This is a genomic window from Actinomycetospora succinea (genome assembly GCF_004363095.1).
GTDB lineage: Bacteria > Actinomycetota > Actinomycetes > Mycobacteriales > Pseudonocardiaceae > Actinomycetospora > Actinomycetospora succinea.
Map to the genome: position 1 here is coordinate 559,984 of NZ_SNYO01000004.1, position 20,871 is coordinate 580,854.

At 74.0% G+C, this 20,871-nt stretch carries 18 protein-coding genes; 6 read left to right on the forward strand and 12 right to left on the reverse strand.

Going from position 1 to position 20,871, the window contains the following annotated elements:
• The first annotated feature begins 87 nt into the window (after positions 1-87).
• Both EV188_RS17875 and EV188_RS17880 read left to right on the forward strand, forming a co-directional pair.
• On the forward strand, positions 88-672 hold the full coding sequence (locus EV188_RS17875; RefSeq protein ID WP_133827596.1) for a TetR/AcrR family transcriptional regulator: 585 nt from the start codon (positions 88-90) through the stop codon (positions 670-672).
• A gap of 40 nt (positions 673-712) precedes the next feature.
• Complete coding sequence (locus EV188_RS17880) at positions 713-1,813, forward strand: MBL fold metallo-hydrolase (protein WP_208114250.1); 1,101 nt, start codon at positions 713-715, stop codon at positions 1,811-1,813.
• Here EV188_RS17880 and EV188_RS17885 read toward each other — a convergent pair.
• Positions 1,806-3,242 (reverse strand): MFS transporter, encoded by a 1,437-nt coding sequence (locus EV188_RS17885; protein WP_279536753.1) that lies wholly within the window; start codon positions 3,240-3,242, stop codon positions 1,806-1,808. The genes EV188_RS17880 and EV188_RS17885 overlap by 8 nt on opposite strands.
• A gap of 52 nt (positions 3,243-3,294) precedes the next feature.
• On the opposite strand from EV188_RS17885, the gene EV188_RS17890 reads away from it, so the two are divergent.
• Positions 3,295-4,017 (forward strand): TetR/AcrR family transcriptional regulator, encoded by a 723-nt coding sequence (locus EV188_RS17890; RefSeq protein WP_133827598.1) that lies wholly within the window; start codon positions 3,295-3,297, stop codon positions 4,015-4,017.
• 12 nt (positions 4,018-4,029) lie between these two features.
• Here EV188_RS17890 and EV188_RS17895 read toward each other — a convergent pair whose 3' ends face one another.
• The 3 genes from EV188_RS17895 to EV188_RS31730 all read right to left on the reverse strand — a co-directional run bounded on the left by EV188_RS17895 (position 4,030) and on the right by EV188_RS31730 (position 6,754).
• Positions 4,030-5,250: a homogentisate 1,2-dioxygenase gene (locus EV188_RS17895; RefSeq protein ID WP_133827793.1), complete on the reverse strand. Its 1,221-nt coding sequence runs from the start codon at positions 5,248-5,250 to the stop codon at positions 4,030-4,032.
• Positions 5,251-5,267: 17 nt separating this feature from the next.
• A complete protein-coding gene (locus EV188_RS17900) occupies positions 5,268-6,503 on the reverse strand; it encodes a cytochrome P450 (RefSeq protein WP_133827599.1) in 1,236 nt (411 codons plus the stop codon).
• A 92-nt stretch (positions 6,504-6,595) separates the two neighbouring features.
• Positions 6,596-6,754 carry a DUF6131 family protein gene (locus EV188_RS31730; RefSeq protein WP_166659939.1) on the reverse strand — a complete coding sequence of 53 codons (159 nt, stop codon included), beginning with the start codon at positions 6,752-6,754 and terminating at the stop codon, positions 6,596-6,598.
• A gap of 362 nt (positions 6,755-7,116) precedes the next feature.
• On the opposite strand from EV188_RS31730, the gene EV188_RS17905 reads away from it, so the two are divergent.
• Positions 7,117-8,472: a hypothetical protein gene (locus EV188_RS17905; protein WP_133827600.1), complete on the forward strand. Its 1,356-nt coding sequence runs from the start codon at positions 7,117-7,119 to the stop codon at positions 8,470-8,472.
• A gap of 111 nt (positions 8,473-8,583) precedes the next feature.
• Entirely contained in the window at positions 8,584-8,781 is a 198-nt protein-coding gene (locus EV188_RS17910; protein ID WP_133827601.1) for a DUF1918 domain-containing protein, read from the forward strand.
• 145 nt (positions 8,782-8,926) lie between these two features.
• Here the strand turns inward: EV188_RS17910 and EV188_RS17915 are convergent, their stop codons facing one another.
• The 8 genes from EV188_RS17915 to EV188_RS17950 are packed head-to-tail and all read right to left on the reverse strand — an operon-like array spanning position 8,927 to position 20,031.
• Entirely contained in the window at positions 8,927-10,657 is a 1,731-nt protein-coding gene (locus EV188_RS17915; protein ID WP_243741786.1) for an acyclic terpene utilization AtuA family protein, read from the reverse strand.
• Positions 10,654-11,439: a TIGR03084 family metal-binding protein gene (locus tag EV188_RS17920; protein WP_133827602.1), complete on the reverse strand. Its 786-nt coding sequence runs from the start codon at positions 11,437-11,439 to the stop codon at positions 10,654-10,656. The genes EV188_RS17915 and EV188_RS17920 overlap by 4 nt, the downstream gene beginning before the upstream one ends.
• Before the next feature lie 4 nt (positions 11,440-11,443).
• Positions 11,444-12,202 carry an enoyl-CoA hydratase/isomerase family protein gene (locus EV188_RS17925; RefSeq protein ID WP_133827603.1) on the reverse strand — a complete coding sequence of 253 codons (759 nt, stop codon included), beginning with the start codon at positions 12,200-12,202 and terminating at the stop codon, positions 11,444-11,446.
• Positions 12,199-13,707 (reverse strand): class I adenylate-forming enzyme family protein, encoded by a 1,509-nt coding sequence (locus tag EV188_RS17930; protein ID WP_133827604.1) that lies wholly within the window; start codon positions 13,705-13,707, stop codon positions 12,199-12,201. Before EV188_RS17930 ends, EV188_RS17925 begins: the two co-directional genes overlap by 4 nt.
• Positions 13,704-15,680 (reverse strand): ATP-binding protein, encoded by a 1,977-nt coding sequence (locus EV188_RS17935; protein WP_133827605.1) that lies wholly within the window; start codon positions 15,678-15,680, stop codon positions 13,704-13,706. Before EV188_RS17935 ends, EV188_RS17930 begins: the two co-directional genes overlap by 4 nt.
• A 2-nt stretch (positions 15,681-15,682) precedes the next feature.
• Complete coding sequence (locus EV188_RS17940) at positions 15,683-17,281, reverse strand: acyl-CoA carboxylase subunit beta (protein WP_133827606.1); 1,599 nt, start codon at positions 17,279-17,281, stop codon at positions 15,683-15,685.
• A gap of 4 nt (positions 17,282-17,285) precedes the next feature.
• Positions 17,286-18,854, reverse strand: coding sequence for an AMP-binding protein (locus tag EV188_RS17945; RefSeq protein WP_133827607.1), 1,569 nt, complete (start codon positions 18,852-18,854; stop codon positions 17,286-17,288).
• 25 nt (positions 18,855-18,879) lie between these two features.
• Positions 18,880-20,031, reverse strand: coding sequence for an acyl-CoA dehydrogenase family protein (locus EV188_RS17950; RefSeq protein ID WP_133827608.1), 1,152 nt, complete (start codon positions 20,029-20,031; stop codon positions 18,880-18,882).
• A gap of 103 nt (positions 20,032-20,134) precedes the next feature.
• Here EV188_RS17950 and EV188_RS17955 point away from each other — a divergent pair, with 103 nt between their 5' ends.
• A complete protein-coding gene (locus tag EV188_RS17955) occupies positions 20,135-20,809 on the forward strand; it encodes a TetR/AcrR family transcriptional regulator (protein WP_341770775.1) in 675 nt (224 codons plus the stop codon).
• The last annotated feature ends 62 nt before the right edge of the window (positions 20,810-20,871 follow it).

The window sequence follows — 20,871 nt, forward strand, 5'->3', positions numbered from 1 at the left end:
TCCTCCTTTAAGTCCAGTCGACTTGCGTCAGCAGTGTGGGCCGGGTCCGGCGCGAAAAGCAAGCGGAGTTGCGTTAGGGTGCCGCGGGTGAGCGAGACGGAGGTGAAGCGGCGCCCCGGCGGCCGGTCGGCCCGGGTGCGGGCCGCGGTCCTGGAGGCGACGGTCGAGCTCCTGGGCGTCCAGGGGCTCGCGGGGCTGCGGATCGCCGAGGTCGCCGAGCGGGCCGGGGTGCACGAGACGTCGATCTACCGGCGCTGGGGCACCCGCGAGAACCTGCTGCTCGACGCGCTGCTCGAGGTGTCCGAGCAGCTCCGGGTGCCCGACACCGGCGTCGTGCGCGACGACCTGATCGCCTACGCCCGCGACCTCGCGGCCTTCCTCGCCACCCCGCTGGGCTACGCACTGGAGCACGCGCTCGCCGCCGCCGGCGACGACCCCGACGCCCGGTGCGCCCGCGACCGCTACTGGGAGACCCGCGCCTCGCGGTCGCGACAGATCGTGGTCCGCGGCATCGAGCGCGGCGAGCTCCCCGACACCGTCGACCCCCGGCTCGTCATCGAGATGCTCGTGAGCCCCGTGCACTTCCGCGTCGTCCTGACCCGCGAGGCGATCGAGCCCGAGATGCCGGCGCGGATCGTCGACGCGCTGCTGGGCGGCGTCGCCGGCCGGTGAGGGCCCGGCCCGGGCTGATCGTCTCCGTATCGTGGGGATCATGGCCCGTGGCGCCCTGCTCCTCCCCGTCGCGCTCGCCGGCGCCGCGCTCGCGACGCACGTCCGCCGGAACATGGGAGCGTCGCGCGCGGAGCTGCGGCGGGCGGCGGCGCGGTCGCCGCACGCGAGCGGCGGGACGTTCGCCAACCGGGAACCGGGCCTCCCGCGCCCGGACCTCACGGTGCGGCAGCTCGCGACGATGGTGCTCGGGCGCACGCCGCGCGGGCGGCCGGGCGGCCCGATCCCGCTGGTGACGTCCGGCTCGCACGACGGGCGCGCCGAGCTCGCCGTCACGTGGTTCGGGCACGCGAGCGTCCTGCTCGAGGTGGACGGGCGGCGGGTGCTCGTCGACCCCGTGTGGTCGGAGCGCACCTCGCCCGTGCCGCGCTCCGGACCCCGGCGCCTGCACCCGGCGCCGGTCCCGCTGGCGGCGCTCGGCGAGGTCGACGTCGTCCTCCTCAGTCACGACCACTACGACCACCTCGACCGCCCGACGATCACCGCGCTGGCCCGGGACACCGCGGCGGTCTTCGTCGCCCCGGTCGGGGTCGGCGCGCACCTGCGGGCGTGGGGCGTCGCGCTGCACCGCATCGTCGAGGGCGACTGGGACGACGTCCTCGAGGTCGCCGGCCTGACGCTGACGTGCCTGGAGTGCCGGCACTTCTCGGGCCGCACCTTCCGCCGGAACACGACGCAGTGGGCCGCGTGGAAGGTGGCCGGCCCGGCGCACGCGGTCTACGTCGCCGGGGACACCGGACCGAGCGAGGCGCACGCGCGCACCGGCGCCGCCCACGGCCCCTTCGACCTGACCCTCATGCCCGTCGGGGCGTACGCGGACCTCTGGCCCGACATCCACACCACGCCCGAACAGGCGGTCGCGGCGCACCTCGACGTCAAGGGCGGCGTCATGCTGCCGATCCACTGGGCGACCTTCGTGCTGGGGTTCCACCCGTGGGACGAGCCCGCGGAGCGGACCCTGCGCGCGGCCGAGGAGCACGACGTCCCGCTCGTCCTCCCCACCCCCGGCGGTCGCGTCGACCTCTCGATCACGGACCGGGCGACGTCGCCGTGGTGGCGGGGGATCGGGACGCCCGTCAGCTAGCCGGGGCCGAGGTCGCGCGTGAGGTGCGCAGGATCGCCCAGCCCACGAGTACCGCGGACACGGCGGTGAGCACGAGGCCCGCGACGGTGACGGCGTCGGCGAACTGCCCGCTCTGCGCCGGCGTCCAGGGCGTCGCGGTGATGGTGCCGGTGACCAGGGCCGCGAGGATGGTGCCGGCGACGGCGATGCCGATCGCGGAGGTGACCTCGGAGGCGGTGTCGACGAGCGCGGCGCCGATCGAGGTGCGGTTCTCGGGCAGTCCGTCGAGCACGGAGAAGCCGGCCACGACGCCGACGACGCGCATCCCGGCGGCGACGAGCACCAGCGACACGGCGACCCAGGCGTACCCGAGGTCGCCGAGCAGGCTGTAGACGGCGAGCCCGACCACGACGGTGGCGGCGCTGACCGACGCCGCCCGGCCCACGCCGACCCGCTCCACGAACCCGTTCACGAACGGTCCGCCGGCGACGAGGACCACGACCTGCGGCAGCATGCCGACGGCGGCCATCGCCGGCGACCAGCCCCAGGCCAGCTGGAGCTGCAGGGTCACCAGATAGCCGAGGCCGGCGATCGCGAGGCCGGCCGCGGCCTTGAACGCCAGCCCGCTCGACACCAGCGGGCGGGCGACGAGCGCGAGGTCCAGCAGGGGGTGGCGCGCCGAGCGCTCGCGCAGGACGAACAGGGCCGCCCCGACGACGGTCGCCGCGGTCGCCGCCCACGGCGCCCACGAGCCGGGGCCGTCGTCGACGAAGAGCGTGGGCGCGACGAGGGCGACCACCACGGTGCCGGTGCCCAGCAGGCCGCCGAGCACGTCGGCGGGGGTGCGGTGCAGCCCGGCCGGGTCGTCGGCGGGGATGCCGGCGCGGATGCCGAGGAACGCGAGCGCGGCGATCGGCACGTTGACCAGCAGCAGGACCTGCCACGGGGCGATCGCGAGCACGAGACCGCCCGCCGTCGGGCCGACGGCGAGCCCGACCAGGCCGACGGTCGAGACCAGCGTGATCGCGCGGATCCTCGGGCCCTCCTCGGTGAACAGGCGGAAGGCGAGCGCGATCGAGCCGGGCGTGGTCATCGCGGCCGCCACGCCCATCACGGCGCGGACCAGGATGAGCTCCTCCGCGGTCGTCACGAACGCGGTCGCCGCGCTGGCCGCGGCGAGCAGGACGAGGCCGACGAGCATGACGCGGCGGCGGCCGAAGCGGTCGGCCACGGCGCCCAGCACCAGCATCAGCCCGCCGAAGACGACCGCGTACACGTTGGTCACCCACTGCAGCGCGACGGTCGAGGCCGCCAGCTCGCGGCCGATCGTCGGCAGGGCGACGTTGAGGATCGAGTTGTCGAGCATCTCGAACAGGAAGACCGCCGAGAGCCCGGTCAGGGCCACCCACGCCTCGCGCAGCGACCTGGGAGCGTCCAGTGTTCGTGGCACGAACACTGTTCTAAACGCGACCGATGTTCGTGTCAACTGCTAGGCTCGGTCCATGCCGGAGCGAGCCCCCGTGACGCGTGACCAGTGGGCGGCCCGGATCGCGGCGCTCGACGCCCCGCGGCGCGCCACGCGGGCCCGCAAGCCGCCGATCACGGTCGAGCGGATCGTCGAGGCCGCGTTCGGGCTCGTCGCGGCCGAGGGGTACGACGCGCTGACCATGCGCCGGGTCGCCACCGCGCTGGAGACCGGCCCGGCCTCGCTGTACGCCCACGTCCGCGACAAGGCGGAGCTCGACGACCTGCTGATCGGCGAGCTGTGCGCGCAGGTGACGCTGCCCGAGGCCGACCCCGTCCGGTGGCGCGAGCAGTTCCTCGACGTCTGCCGCCAGCTGCGCGACCAGTACTTGCGCTACCCGGGCATCTCGGGTGCCGCGCTGTCCACCGCCCCCCACGGCCTCGACGCGCTCCGGCTCAACGAGGGCCTGCTCGCGATCCTGCTGGCCGGCGGGGTGGCGCCCCGGAGCGCCGCCTGGGCGATCGACGCCGCGTTCCTCTACGTCGGCGCCTACAGCCTCGAGGCGTCGCTGCGCCGGCACGCCGACGCGAGCACCGACCAGCGGCTCCTCGACCGCGACGAGGTCGTCGCCCGCTTCCGGATGCTGCCCGCCGACCGCTTCCCGAACGTCGTCGCTCACGCCGACGAGCTGGCCGCGGGCGAGGGGCACGAGCGGTTCGACTTCACGCTCGAGCTGCTCCTCGCCGGGCTCGACCGCTGAGCGACCGGGTGCTCACGCCCGCGGGTCGACCGGGCCGTCCGGGCCGCGCCCGGCCCACGTCCACGCGTAGCGGCCGTCGTCGGCGGCCAGGCCGCCCTCGCCGAGCTCCAGCGGACGGAACGTGTCGACCATGACGGCGAGCTCGTCGACCTCCTGCACCCCGAGCGACCGCTCGACCGCGCCCGGCTGAGGCCCGTGGGAGTGCCCGCCGGGGTGGAGGCTGACCGAGCCCTGGCCGATGCCCGAGCCCTTGCGGGCCGCGTAGCTGCCGCCGCAGTAGAACATGACCTCGTCGGAGTCGACGTTGGAGTGGTAGTAGGGCACCGGCACCGAGAGCGGGTGGTAGTCGACCTTCCGCGGGACGAAGTTGCAGATCACGAGGTTGTCCGCCTCGAACACCTGGTGCACGGGCGGCGGCTGGTGCACCCGTCCCGTGATCGGCTCGAAGTCCGCGACGGCGAACGTGTACGGGTAGAGGCAGCCGTCCCACCCGACGACGTCGAACGGGTGGGTGGGCACGACGTAGCGGGTGCCGCCGATGCCGCCGCGCGAGTCGCGGTGCTTGACCAGCACCTCGACGTCCGTGTCCTCGACGACGAGCGGGTCGCCCGGACCGCGCAGGTCGCGCTCGCAGTAGGGCGCCTGCTCGAGGAACTGGCCGTACCGCGACAGGTACCGCGCGGGCGGGCGGATGTGCGAGTTCGCCTCGATGACGTAGCACCGCAGCGGCTCGTCCCCGCCGGGCACCCAGCGGTGCGTCGTCGCCCGCGGGAGGACCACGTACTCGCCGCCCGCGACCGGGAGCGTGCCGAACACGGTCTCGACCTCGCCCTGCCCCGATTCCACGTAGACGCACTCGTCGCCGACCGCGTTGCGGTACAGCGGTGACGTCTCGCCCGCGACGACGTAGGAGATGCGCACGTCGGCGTTGCCCAGCACGAGCCGCCGGCCCGTGACGGGGTCGACGGCCTTCCACTCCTGCTCCTCGAACAGGGTGTGCAGGGCGAGGTGGCGCGGCAGCAGCGGCCGGTTCATCGCGGTGGTCAGGTCGCCCGGGGTCCACGGGCTCGCGTCGACCACCGCCGACGGCAGCCCGACGTGATAGAGCAGCGACGAGTCGGAGCTGAACCCCTCCTCGCCCATGAGCTCCTCGGCGTAGAGCGCGCCCGCGGCGTCGCGGTGCTGCGTGTGTCGCTTGCGGGGCACGTCCCCGACCCGGCGGTAGTACGGCACGGTGCTCGTCCCTCCCGTCACCAGCGCAACGGCAGGTGGGTCACGCCGTTGATGAAGTTCGAGGTCAGACGCCGAGGTTCCCCGTCCAGCTCGACCTGTGGCAACACCTCGGTGAACGCGGCGAGGAACGCCCGCATCTGCATCCGCGCGAACTGTGCGCCGAGGCAGAGGTGCGGGCCCTGGCCGAACGCGAGGTGGTCGCACGGCGTGCGCGTCACGTCGAAGCGGAACGGGTCGGCGAAGTGGCGCTCGTCGTGGTGCGCGGACACGTGGTAGACGACGACCTTGTCGCCGGCGGCGATCGCGGTGCCGGCGAGGACGGTGTCGCGGGCGGCCGTCCGGCGGAAGGTCAGCACGGGCGGGTGCCGGCGCAGCATCTCCTCGACCGCGCCCGCCGCGAGGTCCGGGCGCTCGCGCACGAGGCGGTACTGCTCGGGGTGCTCGACGAGCGCGAGCACCCCGCCGGGCAGCGCCGAGCGCACCGTGTCGTTCCCCGCGACCGTGAGCAGGAAGAAGAACATCTGCAGCTCGGTGTCGTCGAGGGACTCCCCGTCGACCCGGGCCTGCACGAGCGCGGTCATGACGTCGTCGGCGGGGTGCCGGCGCTTGTGGTCGGCGAGCTCACCGGCGTAGGCGAACATCTCGGCCAGCATCGCCGGCGAGCGCGGGTTCACGGGCTTGCCGTGCTCGTCGCGCACGACGTGCGCGTGCTCGGGGTCCTGGTAGCCGATGACCCGGTTCGTCCACTCGAGCAGCAGGTGCCGGTCGGACTCCGGAACGCCCATGAGGTCGGCGAGGTTGGTCAGCGGGAAGTCGTCGGTGACCTGGCGGGGGAGGTCGCACCGGCCGTCGCCGGCGACGTCGGTGAGCAGGCGCCGGGCGCGCTCGGCGACCGTGTCGGCGAAGCGCTCCAGGCGCCGCCGGGTGAACGCCGCGGTCACGAGCTTGCGGACCCGCCCGTGCTCCGGCGGGTCCATGTTGAGGATCATCCGGCGGATGAACGGGAGGTCCTCGGGCTCGGGGTCGCGGATCTGCGTGGCGCCCAGCGAGGAGCTGAACACCTCGGGCGTGCGGAGGACCGCGCGCACGTCGTCGTAGCGCGTGACCGCCCAGAACCCCGGCCCGGCCGGCCATTCCCCGACCGCGTGCTCGTCCTGCCACGCCACCGGCGCCTCGTCGCGCAGGCGCGCCAGCGCCTCGTGCGGCACGCCCTTCGCGAAGACGGCGGGATCGAAGACGTCGACGTCGACCATCGCGGCACCTCCGGGGCGGGCGGTTCCCGCCCACCGTGCCACGGCGGCCGCCGGTGCCGAACGGTCCCGGCGCCGCCGGTGGCGGAGTCGGCTCAGAAGTACGTCCGGCGTCGTCCCACGGGCCGGCCGACGGCGCCGAGCACGGTGAGGACCAGGCCCACGATCAGCAGGATCCAGCCGATGGTGCCGACGAACGCGGGGACGGGCGCCAGATAGGCGAGGACGATGAGAATGATCCCGAGAATGATCAAGTGAATTCTCCGTGGTGGGGGGAGCGGCTCTCGCGCATCAACGACGGCGCCGAGGACGGGGGTGCGGCCCGGAGCGGAATGGGGCCGTTCGGCGGCACCCCGAGCTGCGGAAACCGTCCCGTCGAGAGACAGGGACTTTCGATGTGTCTCCGTTCTCGGTGCGCTCCGCCGAATTCGGAAATCACCCGCACGATCGCCGGGATGGCCGCCTCGGACCTTCGCCCGAACAGATCGCGTCCCCGGCCGTCCGGCCGAATCTCGGGGCGGAGGCGTAACGGCCGCGTGAGCCGTGCCGACCCCACCGTCCAACAGCCACCGGGGCCGGACGACCCCGGGCGGAACCGGCCGGGAGGAAGCACATCGTGGGTTCGAGATCGACCTCTCCCCGGCGCCACCGGACGCGCTACCTCGCCGCGCTGTCCGGTGCCGCCGTGGTGGCGCTGACGGTCCTGTCGATCACGTCGGCCCCGGTGGCCGGCGCCGACGCCGGGCCGGACCGGGCGGCCAAGCCGCGGCCGACGACGACCACGACCACCGCTCCGCCGACGACCACGACCACCGCTCCGCCGACGACCACGACCACCGCTCCGCCGAGCGGGGGACGCGACCCGCTCCGTCAGCCGTTCGCGTCGAGCAGCATCTGGAACATGCCGATCGGGAGCGGCGCGGTCTACGTCCCGGCGAACCTGCCCGCGATCCCGGGCAACGACACCGGCTCCCGGGTGCCCCAGATCGACGACGAGCCCATCGTGCTCAGCCCGGGCGCCCCGCTGACGCAGGTCCTGGCCAGCTCCGGCGGCTGGGGCGGGAACCGCTGCAAGACCCAGAAGACGGTGCTCGCCACCGTGCCGATCCCGGCGAACTACGTCCTGCCGAGCGACAACAAGAACCAGAGCGCCTCGTTCCTGGCGGCCGACGGCCGCACCGTGGTCTCCACCCAGCCGCTGGCGCGGTGTGCGGCGGGCGGGCCGGCCACGAGCTACGTCCGGTACCCCGACCAGGACATCTACGGCCCGGGCATCCAGGGCTCCCACGGCGGGTCCGGGATGAGCGGGCTCGGCGGCTCGATCCGGGTCGGCGAGCTGCGTCCCGGCGAGCAGGGGCCGCGGCACGCGCTGAAGATCAACCTCTACGCCCGCGGCGAGCTGGCGCAGTGCGCCACCCGCAGCGAGTGCTTCCGCTGGCCCGCGGTGAAGTCCGACAGCTACGCGGTCGGCTGGTACGGCGCCGCGACGGGGAACACGAACACGGCGATGCGGATGGGGTCGCTGCTCGCGATCCCGCCCGACGTCGACCTGGCCTCGCTCGGCCTGCAGACCGAGCCGGCCCGGCAGATCGCGTGGACGCTGCAGAACTACGGCGCCTACGTCGTCGACGACACCTACGGCCCCTCGTTCGCGCTCAACGCCGAGCACGGGCCCGGCGGCAACACGCGGACCCAGTTCCGCAACGACTACGGCCTCGACTTCGAGGTCTACGCCTCCGCGCCGAACGCGTGGAGCCGGGACCTGCAGCGCCTCCGGACCGCGCTCGCCGCCGTCGACAACAACTCGCCGACGAGCGTCGGTGGCGGGGGCACCCCGCGCCAGCCGCTCCTGCCCGAGCTGACGCCGCCGGCGTCCGCCCCGGGCGCGCGGACGCAGGCCACCGAGCCGGCGACCGCCGAGACCCGCGCGCCCGGACCGGTCACCTCGACCCCGGCGGTCCCGGCCCGCTGAGGGCCGGGTCGGGTCGGCTCACGCGCGCCGCCCAGGGTCGGAGGTCCCTGGTCCGCGGGCCGCTCGCACCCGATGCTGGGAGCAGCGAGGAACCGGCCGGGGAGGTGCGGCGTGCAAGCGCAGGTGGGGAACTGGTTGATCGTGGAGGGGCTCACGGACGCGTCGTCCCGGCGGCAGGGGCGGATCGTCGCGGTCGACCACGTCGACGGCAGCCCGCCGTACTGGGTGCAGTGGGTCGGTGACGAGCACCGCAGCCTCGTCTTCCCCGGCCCCGACGCGCGCGTCGCCAAGCACCCGCGGACGCCCTAGCGGCACTTCGGTGGACATGCTTCGGTTTCCGAAGCGTTTCCGTCAGAGCGAGGACGCCCCTGGTCAGCGCGACGTAGGCCCGAGATCGCGTCGAGGCCGACCGTCCGGCTCGACGCGATCATGCGCCTATGTCGGGTGGAGTCGCTCAGTCGGCCTCGAGGAGAGCGGTCGGGACGTCGACGAGGCGGCTGCGGACGTACTCGCCGAGGCCCTTGGCCTGCGGGTCCGGGCGCACCGACGACGCCACGCCGTCGCCGAGGATCCCGTGCACGACGACGTTGAGGGCGCGCAGGTTCGGCAGCGCGTGGATGTCGATCGCGAGGTCCGCCGCTTCGGGGCCGAGGAGCTCGCGGGCGCGCTCGACGGTCAGGAACGCGCGCAGCCAGGCGTACGACGCGTCGGTCCGCGTCCAGAGCCCGATGTTGGCGTCGCCGCCCTTGTCGCCCGAGCGCGCGCCGACGACGCGACCCAGCGGGACGCGCGCCGCGGGGCCCTCCGGCGGGGCGGCGGGCTCGGACACCGCCGACACCGCCCCGTCGGACGTCGTCGCCGGGTCGGCGACCGTCCGGCGGGTGCCGTCGGGCAGGACCACGGTGTGGGTCACCGCGGTGCGCGGCACGGCGGCGGGGCGGTAGACGCCGAACGCCGACTCGCTGCTGGGCGGGGTCGTGGTGTGGAAGCCGGCGTACCCGCCCAGCGCGAGCTCCATCGTCGCGTTGGAGAACGAGCGCCCGACGACGCGCGGATCCGGGTCCTTCACGGTGACGCGCAGGTGCGCGGTGGCCTCGGCGTTGCTCGCGGCGTCGGGGTGGTCGAAGCGCAGGAGGCGCACGTCGACCTCGGCGAAGCGGTCGCGGCCGCCGAGCACGTCGAAGAGCAGCGACTCGGCGAGCTCCGCCTTCGCCTCGATGTCGAGGCCGGTCAGGACGAGGGTCATCGTGTTGCGGTAGCCGCCCGCGTCGTTGAGCGCGACCTTGAGCGTCGGCGGCGGCGCCGACCCGCGCACACCGCTGATGCGCACGCGGTGCTCGCCGTCCTCGGACAGCGCGACGGTGTCGAAGTGGGTCGTGCAGTCGGGGCCGAGGTAGGCGGGCGCGGCGATCTCGTAGAGCAGCTGGGCGGTGACGGTGCCGACCGAGACCAGCCCGCCGGTGCCGGGGTGCTTGGTGATCACCGACGACCCGTCGGCCTCCACCTCGGCGATCGGGAACCCGGGGTAGCGCCGGTCGGTGATCTCGTCGAGGAAGGCGTAGTTGCCGCCGGTGGCCTGCGGGCCGCACTCGATGACGTGGCCCGCGACGACGGCGCCCGCCAGGGCATCGAAGTCCGAACGGTCCCAGCCGTGCCACCACGCCGCCGGGCCGACGACGAGCGACGCGTCCGTCACGCGCCCCGTGACGACGACGTCCGCCCCCGCGGCCAGGGCCTCGGCGATGCCCCAGCCACCGAGGTACGCGTTGGCCGACACCGGCTTGCCCGCGACAGGGGGCGTGATCTCCTCCAGCGCGCCGCGCAGGTCGTCGCCCTCGACGTACGCGACCTTCGCGCCGGTCCCGAGCTCCTCGACGGCCGCCGCGAGCCCGGCCGGGTTGAGCCCGCCCGCGTTGGCGACGACCTTGACCCCGCGGGCGACGCAGTCGCCGAGGACGTCGCGCATCTGGGTCAGGAACGTCTTCGCGTACCCGGCCTCGGGGTCCTTGGCCTGCGCCTTCGCCAGGATGAGCATGGTCAGCTCGGCGAGGTAGTCCCCGCAGAGCACGTCGAGCTCTGTTCCACCGTCCCGGCCGCCGTCGAGCATCTCCCGCGCCGCGTTCAACCGGTCGCCGTAGAAGCCCGAGATGTTCCCGATCCGCACAGCGCGCCTCACCGTGCTCACAGCGGCTTCCTCCCCGTCCCCGCCGTGCCAGCGAACGCCTGCCCGATCTCGGTCCACTCCCGGGCCGCGTCGCCCACCACCGTCAGCGCGAGGTCGTCGCGGTGCCGGCGCTGCGTGATGAGCAGCGCGAAGTCCAGCGCCGACCCGCTGATCCGGTCGGCGGCGTCCTCCGGCCCCCACGCCCACGACGACCCGTCCGGCGCGACCAGCTCGACGCGGACCGGGACCGACGGCATCTCCCGCCCGTTCGCGAGGTAGCTGTAGGCGCGCGCCCCGACCCCGATGTGCGCGACGTGGCGCAGGCGGGGCGACGGCTCGGGGACAACGCCGACCGTGTCGTACACGTCCTGCCCGTGCGCCCAGGTCTCCATGATCCGCGCGGTCAGCGACGACGCCGCGCTCATCGCGGGCCCGAACCACGGCACGCGCAGCGACGGGTCCAGGCCGCGGAACCCGGCGACCAGGCGGGCGCGGGCGTCGTCGAACCACGCCAGCATCTCCGCCCCCGACAGGTCGCGGAACCGCGCGCAGACGGTGTCCGGGTCGACCCCGCCGTCGGCGTCCATCTCCGCCTTCTCGGCGGCGAACGCCTCGGGGTCGGTCGCCGAGCGCAGGGTGACGTCGTCGAAGTACGCGAGGTGCGAGACCTGGTCGGCGATCGTCCACCCGACCGCCGGGGTGGGCAGCCGCCACTGCTCCTCGGAGAGCCCGGCCAGCACCGCGCGCAGCTCGGCGGACTCGGCCGCCAGGTCGTCGCACAGCGCCGCCATCGACACCGGCATCGCGCTACCTCCCCGTCCAGACCGGCGTGCGCTTGTCGCGGAACGCCGCCGGCCCCTCCTGGGCGTCGGCCGACCGGTACACCGGCGCCCAGATCTCCTCCGCCCGGGCGTAGGCCTCGTCGCGATCGTGCTCGGCCGACAGGTACGCCGTGCGCTTGGCCGCCCGCACCGACAGCGGCGCGTTGGCCGCGATGCGCGCGGCCAGCTCCTGGGTGCGCGCGCGCAGCTCGGCGGCCGGCACGACGTGGTTGACCAGCCCCACCTCGCGGGCCCGGGCCGCGTCGACCGGGTCGCCGGTCAGCAGGATCTCCAGCGCCACCCGCGGCGGCACCAGCCACGACAGCGGCGCCGCCCACGGGGAGCCCCGTCCGACCTTCACCTCCGACACCGCGAACCGCGCGTGCTCGGCGGCGACGACGAGGTCGCACTGCTGGGCGAGCAGGAAGCCGCCGGCGTAGGCGACGCCGTTGACGGCGGCGATCGTCGGCTTCTCGATCTCGATGTTGCGCCCGAACTGCGGCAGGAAGTCCGGCGGCGGGACCTCCAGCGAGGTCTCGGCCATCTCCTTGAGGTCGCCGCCCGCGCAGAACGCCTTGTCGCCGGCGCCGGTGAGGACGAGGACCGCGGCGGAGTCGTCGGCGGCGAACCGGCGCGCGCCCTCCCAGAGGCCGTCGCGCACCTCCTTGCTCAGCGCGTTGCGGGCCTCCGGGCGGTCGATCGTCAGCCAGGCGACGCCGTCGACGACGTCGTACGTCACGCTCACGGGAAGATCCTCCGCAGCTCGGGCCGGTTGAGCTTGCCGCTGCCGGTGCGGGGCAGGGCCTCGACGATCTCGATCCGACGGGGGCGGTGCATCCCGCGCAGGTCCGGGTGCACCCGGCACCACTCGTCCAGCGCCGCCACCGTCACCCCGGGCCGGCTGGGCACCACGACCGCGGTCACCTGCTCGACCCAGCGCTCGTGCGCCGTGCCGATCACGGCCACCTCGGCGAGGTCGGGGTGGCCCGCCAGGTGCTCCTCGACCATCTGCGGGAACACGTTCTCGCCGCCGGAGACGATCATGTCGTCGATGCGGTCGACGTAGTAGAGATAGCCGTCGGCGTCGCGGGAGATCAGGTCGCCGGTGCGGAACCAAAGGCGCCCCTCGTCGTCGACGGCCCACTTCTCGGCTGCCTCGAGGTGCCAGTAGCCCGGCGTCACCGCGTCGCCGTGCACACACAGCTCGCCGACGCCGGGGTCGCCGGGCACCAGGTCGGGGGATCCGTCGACGGGCACCAGCCGCGTCGCCACGATGTGGTCGAGCGGGCGCCCCATCGAGTCCGGCCGCCGGGGCTCGCCGGGGTGGTAGGTGACGACGAGGCCGTTCTGCTCGGTCTGCCCGTAGATCTCCGTGCCGGGGATGCCGGTGCCGTTCTCGAGCCGCTCGATGGCCGCGGTCGGGGTGCGGGAGCCGCCGAACATGCAGAACCGGAAGGAGTCCAGCCGCACCGGCTCGCGGGCCGTGCGGTTGCCGACGTCGATCATCATCGTCGAGATCAGCCCGCCGATCGTCGGGCGGAGGCGCTGGGCGATGTCGAGCCACACCTCGACGTCCCACCGGGGCATCAGCGTGATCTGCCCGCCGCGCAGCAGCAGCGGCACCGACGCGAGCTGCAGGCCGCCGACGTGGAACATCGGCATGCAGTTGAGGACGTGGTCGTCGCCCGTGATGCCGTAGAACTCGATGGTGCCCTCGGCCTCGGCGAGCACGTTGCGGTGCGTCTGCCGCACGCCCTTGGGCACGCCGGTCGAGCCCGAGGTGTACATGATCAGCGCGTCGTCGCCGTCGAGGCGGGGGACGACCGCCTCGGTCGGGTCGTGGGCCGCGAGGGCCTCCGCGAAGTCGGCACCCGTCGTCAGCAGCTGCGGCGTCGCGCCCTCGAGCACCGTCTCGAGGCGCTCGACGTCGCCGGGCGGGAGCACGAGGACCCGCGCGCCGGAGTCGGTGACGGCGTGGCGCAGCGGCGCGTCGGGGAAGAGATAGTTCAGGGGCACCCCGACGGCGCCGGCCTGCCACGCCCCGAGCAGCCCGACGACGTACTCGACGACGTTGGGCAGGAAGAAGCCGACCCGCTCGCCGGGCGCGATGCCCGCGGCCCGCAGGTACGCGGCGAACCGCCCGGCCCGCTCGGTGAGCTCGGCGTGGGTGAGCTCGAGGTCGTCGAGGCGGACCGCGACGTCGTCGGCGTGGTCGGCGGCCGCGCGGCGCAGCAGCACGGAGATGTTCACGACGCCTCCTCGGCGGTGGACTCGGAGGCGGCTTCCTCGACCACGGCGAGGACCTGGCGCGTCTCGACCTGGTCGCCCGGCACCACGTGCATCTCGCCGACGACGCCGTCGACGGGCGCCGCGACCGTGTGCTCCATCTTCATCGCCTCGAGCACGACGAGCGCCGCGCCGGCGCTCACCGCGTCGCCGGTGCTCGCGAGCACCCGCACCACCGTCCCCGGCATCGGCGCGAGCAGCGAGCCGGCGTGCGCGACGGCGTTGGGGTCGGCGAAGCGGGGGACGTCGGTGAAGGCGCTGGAGCCGTCGGGCCCGTCGACGAACGTGGCGCCCGCGACCCGGTGCACCCGGTAGGTGCGGCGCACGCCGTCCTGCACCAGCGTCACCTGCCCCGGCGACGCCGACACCAGCGCGACGGGGACCGGCTCGCCGGACACCGTCACGTCGAGCCGGGACCGCCGCGACGCGTAGGCCACCTCGAGCGTGCGGTCGCCCGCGGTGTACGCGACCGACTGCGGTGACCCGCCGACGTTGCGCCAGCCCGACGGCAGGCCGCGCAGGACGGGGGCGTCGGCGCGGTGCTCGGCCTGCAGGGCGAGCGCGGCCGCCACCGCCCGCACGGCGTCGCCGTCGTCCGGGTCCGGGCGCTCGAGGGCGGGGTGGCGGGGCAGGTAGCCGGTGTCGGTGCCGCCGGCGAGGAACTCCTCGTCGCGCAGGATGCCGACGAGCAGGTCGCGGTTGGTGGTGACGCCGTGGATCTCGGCGCGGGCGAGCGCGCGCGCCAGCGTCCGGGCCGCCTCCGCCCGCGTGGTGCCGTGGGCGATGACCTTGGCGAGCATGGGGTCGTAGTGCGGTCCGACGACGGAGCCGTCCGTCACCCCGGAGTCCACCCGCACCCCGGGCAGCGCCGGGACCGCGAACCGGTGCAGCGTCCCCGTCGCGGGCAGGTACCCGGCGGGCACGTCCTCGGCGTAGAGCCGGACCTCGATCGCGTGCCCGCCGATCCGCGCGCCGGTGACCTCGGGCGGCAGCGGGTGCCCCTCGGCGACCCGCAGCTGGAGCGCGACGAGGTCCAGGCCCGTGACCAGCTCCGTCACCGGGTGCTCGACCTGCAGCCGGGTGTTGACCTCGAGGAAGAAGAACGCCCCGTCGCGGTCCAGCACGAACTCGACCGTGCCCGCGCCGGTGTAGCCGATCGCCTTGCCGGCGGCCACGGCGGCCGCGCCGAGCTGCGCGCGCAGCGCCTCGTCGACCGCCGGCGAGGGGCTCTCCTCGACGATCTTCTGGTAGCGGCGCTGGATGGAGCACTCGCGCTCGAAGAGGTGGACGACCTCGCCGGCCGTGTCGCCGACGATCTGCACCTCGACGTGGCGCGGGTCCTCCACGAAGCGCTCGAGGAACACCGTCCCGTCGCCGAACGCCGACGCGGCCTCGCGGCGGGCCCCGTCGACGGCGTCCGCGAGCTCGTCGGACGACCGCACGATGCGCATCCCGCGCCCGCCGCCGCCGAACGCGGCCTTGACCAGCACCGGGAAGTCGAGGTCGGTGGGCAGCGGGGCACCCTCGGGCAGCGTGGCGCCCGGCAGCACCGGCACCCCGGCGGCGTCCATCAGCGCCTTCGCCTCGAGCTTCGAGCCCATCGAGGCGATCGCGTCCGGGCTCGGCCCCACGAACACCAGCCCCGCCGCCGCGCAGTCCCGCGCGAACCCGGCGTTCTCGGAGAGGAACCCGTACCCCGGGTGCACCGCGTCGGCGCCGGTGGCCCGGGCCGCCGCGATCACCAGGTCCGCGCGCAGGTAGGTCTCGGACGGCGACGCGCCGGGCAGGCGCACCGCCTCGTCGGCGAGCGCGACGAACGGGGCGTCGGCGTCCGGGTCGGAGTGGACCGCGACGGTGGCGATGCCCAGCGCGTGGGCGGTGCGCATGACGCGGGTGGCGATCTCGCCGCGGTTGGCGACCAGAAGCTTCTCGATCATGCTCACATCCGGAAGACGCCGAAGCCGCGACGGCCCTCGACGGGGTTGGAGTGCACGGCCGAGAGCGACATGCCGAGCACGGTGCGGGTGTCGCGGGGGTCGACGATGCCGTCGTCGTAGAGCCGCCCGGAGACGAAGAAGCTGTGCGACTCCGCCTCGATCTGCGCCTCGATCTCCCGGGTGCGCGCGGCGTCGGCCTCCTCGTCGAACGGCTTGCCCTGCGACGACGCCGACGCCCGGCCGACGATCGACATGACGCCCGCGAGCTGCGCGGCGCCCATCACCGCGAGCTTCGCGCCGGGCCAGGCGAACATCAGCCGCGGGTCGTACGCGCGCCCCGACATGCCGTAGTTGCCGGCGCCGAACGACGACGCCATGTTGATCGTCAGGTGCGGGACGGCGCTGTTGGTCACCGCGTTGATCATCTTGGCGCCGTCCTTGATGATCCCGCCCTGCTCGTAGTCGGTGCCGACCATGTAGCCGGTGGTGTTCTGCAGGAAGACCAGCGGGGTGTCGGTCTGGTTGGCGAGCAGGATGAACTCGCTGGCCTTCTTGGCCTCCTCGCTGAACAGCACGCCGCGGTGGTTGGCGAGGACGCCGACCGGAAAGCCGTGGATGCTCGCCCACCCCGTGACCAGCGACGTCCCGTAGAGCGGCTTGTACTCGTCGAACTCCGAGCCGTCGACGGTGCGGGCCAGCACCTCGCGCGGGTCGAACGGCACCTTCGGGTCCGGCGGGACGAGGCCGAGGATCTCCTCGGGGTCGTAGAGCGGCTCCGGGGCGTGCGGTGACGGGGCCGGGCCGAGCTTGTGCCAGTGGAACCGGGCGACGATCTCGCGGCCGAGCCGGATGGCGTCGCGCTCGTCGGTGGCGAAGTGGTCCGAGAGCCCCGAGACGCGGGAATGCATCTCGGCGCCGCCGAGGGACTCGTCGTCGGCGGTCTCGCCGGTCGCCATCTTCACCAGCGGCGGCCCGCCGAGGAACACCTTGGCCTGGCGGTCGACGAGGACGGCGTAGTCGCACATGCCGGGGACGTAGGCGCCGCCGGCGGTGCTGTTGCCGAAGACCAGCGCGATCGTCGGGATCGCCATCGAGGAGAGCTCGGTGAGCTCGTGGAAGATGCGCCCGGCGGGGACGAACAGGTCGGCCTGGGTCGGGAGGTCGGCGCCGCCGGACTCCACGAGGTTGATCACGGGCAGGCGGTTGGTCCGCGCGATCTCGAGGGCCCGCAGCGTCTTGCGCAGCGAGTACGGGTTCATCGCCCCGCCGCGCACCGTCGGGTCGTGGCCGATGATCAGGCACTCGACCCCGCTGACCACCCCGATCCCCGTCAGCACCGAGGCGCCGACGGTGAAGTCGGTGCCCCACGCCGCGAGCGGGGAGAGCTCGAGGAACGGCGAGTCCGGGTCGAGCAGCAGCGCGAGGCGCTCGCGGACGGGGAGCTTGCCGCGGTCGCGGTGGCGCGCGACGTAGCGCTCGCCCCCGCCGGCGACGACGAGCTCGAGCTGCTCGTCGAGCGCGGCGACGAGCTCGAGCTGGGTCTTGCGGTTGCTGACGTAGGTCTCGGAGGTGGTGTCGAGCATGGAGCGCAGGACGGCCATCGGGTCAGCGACCTCCGTAGTGGTCGGTGTGCTGGTCGCGGACGACGTTCTTCTGGATCTTCCCGGTGGAGGTGCGGGGGAACTCGTCGACGACGATCACGGCCTTCGGCACCTTGTAGCCGTCGAGGCGGTCCTTGAGCGCGGCGATCAGCTTGTCCGGCTCGAGGACGGTGCCCTCCTTGGCCACGACGACGGCGGTGATCGCCTCGCTCCACCGCGCGTGCGGCAGGCCGACCACGACGACCTCGGCGACGTCGGGCTCGGCGTCGTACACGGCCCGCTCGACCTCGAGCGACGCGACGTTCTCGCCACCGGTCTTGATGACGTCCTTGGTGCGGTCGGCGAACCAGAGCACGCCGTCGTCGCCGAAGAGCCCGACGTCGCCGGAGTGGAACCAGCCGTGGGCGAACGCGGTGTCGGTGGCGGCCTCGTCGTGCAGGTACTCCTGCATCGTCGACGGCCCGCGGTAGACGATCTCGCCCTGCTGCCCGGGCGGGAGCAATTGCCCGTCGGGGTCCATGATCCCGACCTGCACCCCGGTGAGCGGCGTGCCGACCGACCCGACGTGGGTGAGCTGGTGCTCGGGACGGAAGAGCGTGGTGATCGGCGACATCTCGGTCTGGCCGAACAGCAGCGCGAAGTCGCACCCGTACCCGTCGAGGCAGGCCTGGATCTGCGCTTCCGGCATGGGCGCCATGGCGTAGACGGCGCGTCGCAGGCTCGACAGGTCGCGGCTCGCGAACGACGGGTGGTCCAGCGCCGCCCGGTACATCATCGGCAGCCCGAAGACCTGCGTGATCCGCTCCCGCTCGATCGTCTCGAGGAACCGCGCCGGGTCGAACCCGCGGTGCACGTGGATCGTCGCGCCGACGATCACCGCGGGCGTGCAGAACGCGTTGAGCTGCGCGGTGTGGAACATCGGCATCATCGCGACGAACCGGTCCTGCGCGTTCCACCCGGAGTCGAGTGCGGCGGACATGGACTCGAGGTGGATCGCGAGGTGGGTCCCGACGACGCCCTTGGGGAACGACGTGGTGCCCGACGTGTAGAGGTAGGACAGCGCCGCGCGGTCGTCGATCGCGACCTCGGGCGGGGTGTCGTCGCTGCTGGTCAGCTCGTCGAGGGTGACGGCGCCGGCCACCGCGTCCCCGGTGCCGGGGGCGACGACGACCTCGGCGACACCGGGCGCCTCGGCCAGCGCTTCGTTGATCGTCGCGACGAGCTGGGTCTCGACGACGAACCCGCGCGCCTCGGAGTGCCGCAGCACGTAGGCGATCTCGTGGGGCCGCCAGCCGAGGTTGATCGGCACGCAGACCACGCCGGTCTTCGCGCAGGCGTAGTAGACGGCGAGGAACTCGGCGCTGTTGCCCGCGGCGAGGGCGAGCGCGTCGCCGACGGCGTAGCCGCGGGCGAGCAGGCCGTGGGCGAGACGGTTCACCCACGCGTCGAACTGGGCGTAGGTCAGCCGACGGTCACCGTCGACGACCGCCGGGTGCTCGGGCCGGGCGGCCGCCGAGCGCGTCAGGGCGTCGCCGACGTTGATCCGCTGGGCCAGGTTGCGCTGCAGGTCCATCGCGGGCTCCTCCCGATACCGATCGTCAGTAGGACCGCGGCAGGCCCAGGCCGTGCTGGGCGACGAAGTTGAGGATCATCTCCCGGTTCACGGGGGCGATCCGGAGCAGCCGCGCGAGGCCCCAGTAGGGCAGCAGACCGAACTCGCTGGCCACCCCGTTGCCGCCGTGGGTCTGCATCGCGGCGTCGACGGCGGCGAGCGCGGCCTCGGCGGCCGCGTACTTCGCCATGTTCGACTCCTCGCCGGCCGGCAGCCCCCGGTCGTGCAGCCAGGCGGCCTTGCGCGTCATGAGCGCGGCGAGCTCGGTCTCGACACGGGCCTTGGCCAGCGGGTGCGCGACGCCCTGGTGGGCACCGATCGGCTGGCCCCAGACCTCGCGCTCGTTCGCGTAGCGCGCCGCGCGGGCCAGGGCGTAGCGGGCGATGCCGACGCAGAGCGCGGCCCCGGTGATGCGCTCGGGGTTGAGGCCGTGGAAGACCTGGCGGAACCCCGCGTTCTCGTCGCCGACCAGCGCCGTCGCGGGCAGCCGGACCTCGTCGAAGCGCAGCGTGAACTGCTTCTCGGGGAGCATGACGTCGACCGGCAGCGGGACCTGCTGCAGGCCGGGGGCGTCGGTGGGGACGAGGAAGAGCGAGAGCCGGGCGTTGCCGCGCTCGTCCGTGCCGGTGCGCGCGACCAGGAGGATCGCCTCGGCCTCGTCGACCCCGGAGATGTAGTACTTCTCGCCGCGCACCACCCACTCGTCGCCCTCGCGGCGGGCGGTGGTGGCGAGCTGGTGGGTGTTGGAGCCGGCGCCGGGCTCGGTGATCGCGAAGACCACCTTCTCGCGGCCGGTCGCGAGGCCGGGCAGCCACTCCTTGCGCTGCTCCTCGGTGCCGTACTCGGCGATCACCGCCGCCGAGATCGCGTGCGTGACCAGGAGCAGGAGCATCGGGGCGCCCTGCGCGGCGGTCTCCTCGCAGACCAGGGCCAGCTCGACGAGCCCGCCGCCCCCGCCGCCGTAGGGCTCCGGGACCGACACCCCGACGAAGCCGGCGTCGCCCAGCGCGTGCCAGAGCTCGGTGCACTCCGCGCCGCGGCGGGCGTGGTCGACGTAGTAGTCACCGCCGAACGGCGCGGCGATGCTCGCCACGGCCGCCCGCAGGTCGCGGTGCTCGTCGGTCTCCACGAAGTCCACGCCGACTCCCTCTACGTGATTCGTCGTTCACTAGACGGCGACCGTAGCCGCTCCGTAGGGTCTTGAGAAGAGGCGCCGGACCGCGTCCGGGGAGGAGCACGGCGTGAGCGCAGCAGAGGGCGGGGTCGTGCTGACGGAGGTCACCGCCGAGGTCACCGCGGAGGGCGGTGTCGACGGCACGGAGTCCCCGCGTCCCCGCCGGCGCCGCGACCCGGCGCGCAAGGACCGCATCCTGGCCGCGGCCGCCGAGCTCGTCGCCCGCCACGGCTACCACGCGGTCGGGATGGCCGACATCGGCGCGGCGGCGGGCATCGTGGGCTCGGGCATCTACCGGCACTTCGACAGCAAGGCCGCGCTGCTCTCGGCGCTGCTCGAGCAGCTCATGGACGAGATGGAGCGCTCGGCGGCGCAGGCGGTGGCCAGCGCGGACGGCGATCGCGAGGCCATCGGCCGGCTCGTCGCGGTGCACGTCCGCTTCGCGATCGAGGAGCGGCGCCTGCTGCAGGTCTACTACCGCGAGGCGCACCACCTGCCCGAGGACGACCTGCGCCGGCTCCGGCGGGCCCAGCGGCACTACGTCGAGGAGTGGGTGATCGCGCTGGCCCCGCTGCGCAAGGACCTCTCCGACGCCGAGCTGCGCGTGGTCGTGCACGCCGCGCTCGGCACCACCCAGGCGGTGCTCTTCCACCACAGCGGCCTCGCTGCCGACCGGCTCGCCGAGATGCTCGAGGGCATGGCCCGCGGGTGCCTCGGCCTGGACGCTGCGGTCCCGGAGTGAATCGCCAGTGACTGACCTCTTGCGCTGAGACCGGTCACCTGGGAATGCTCCAGGTCACACCG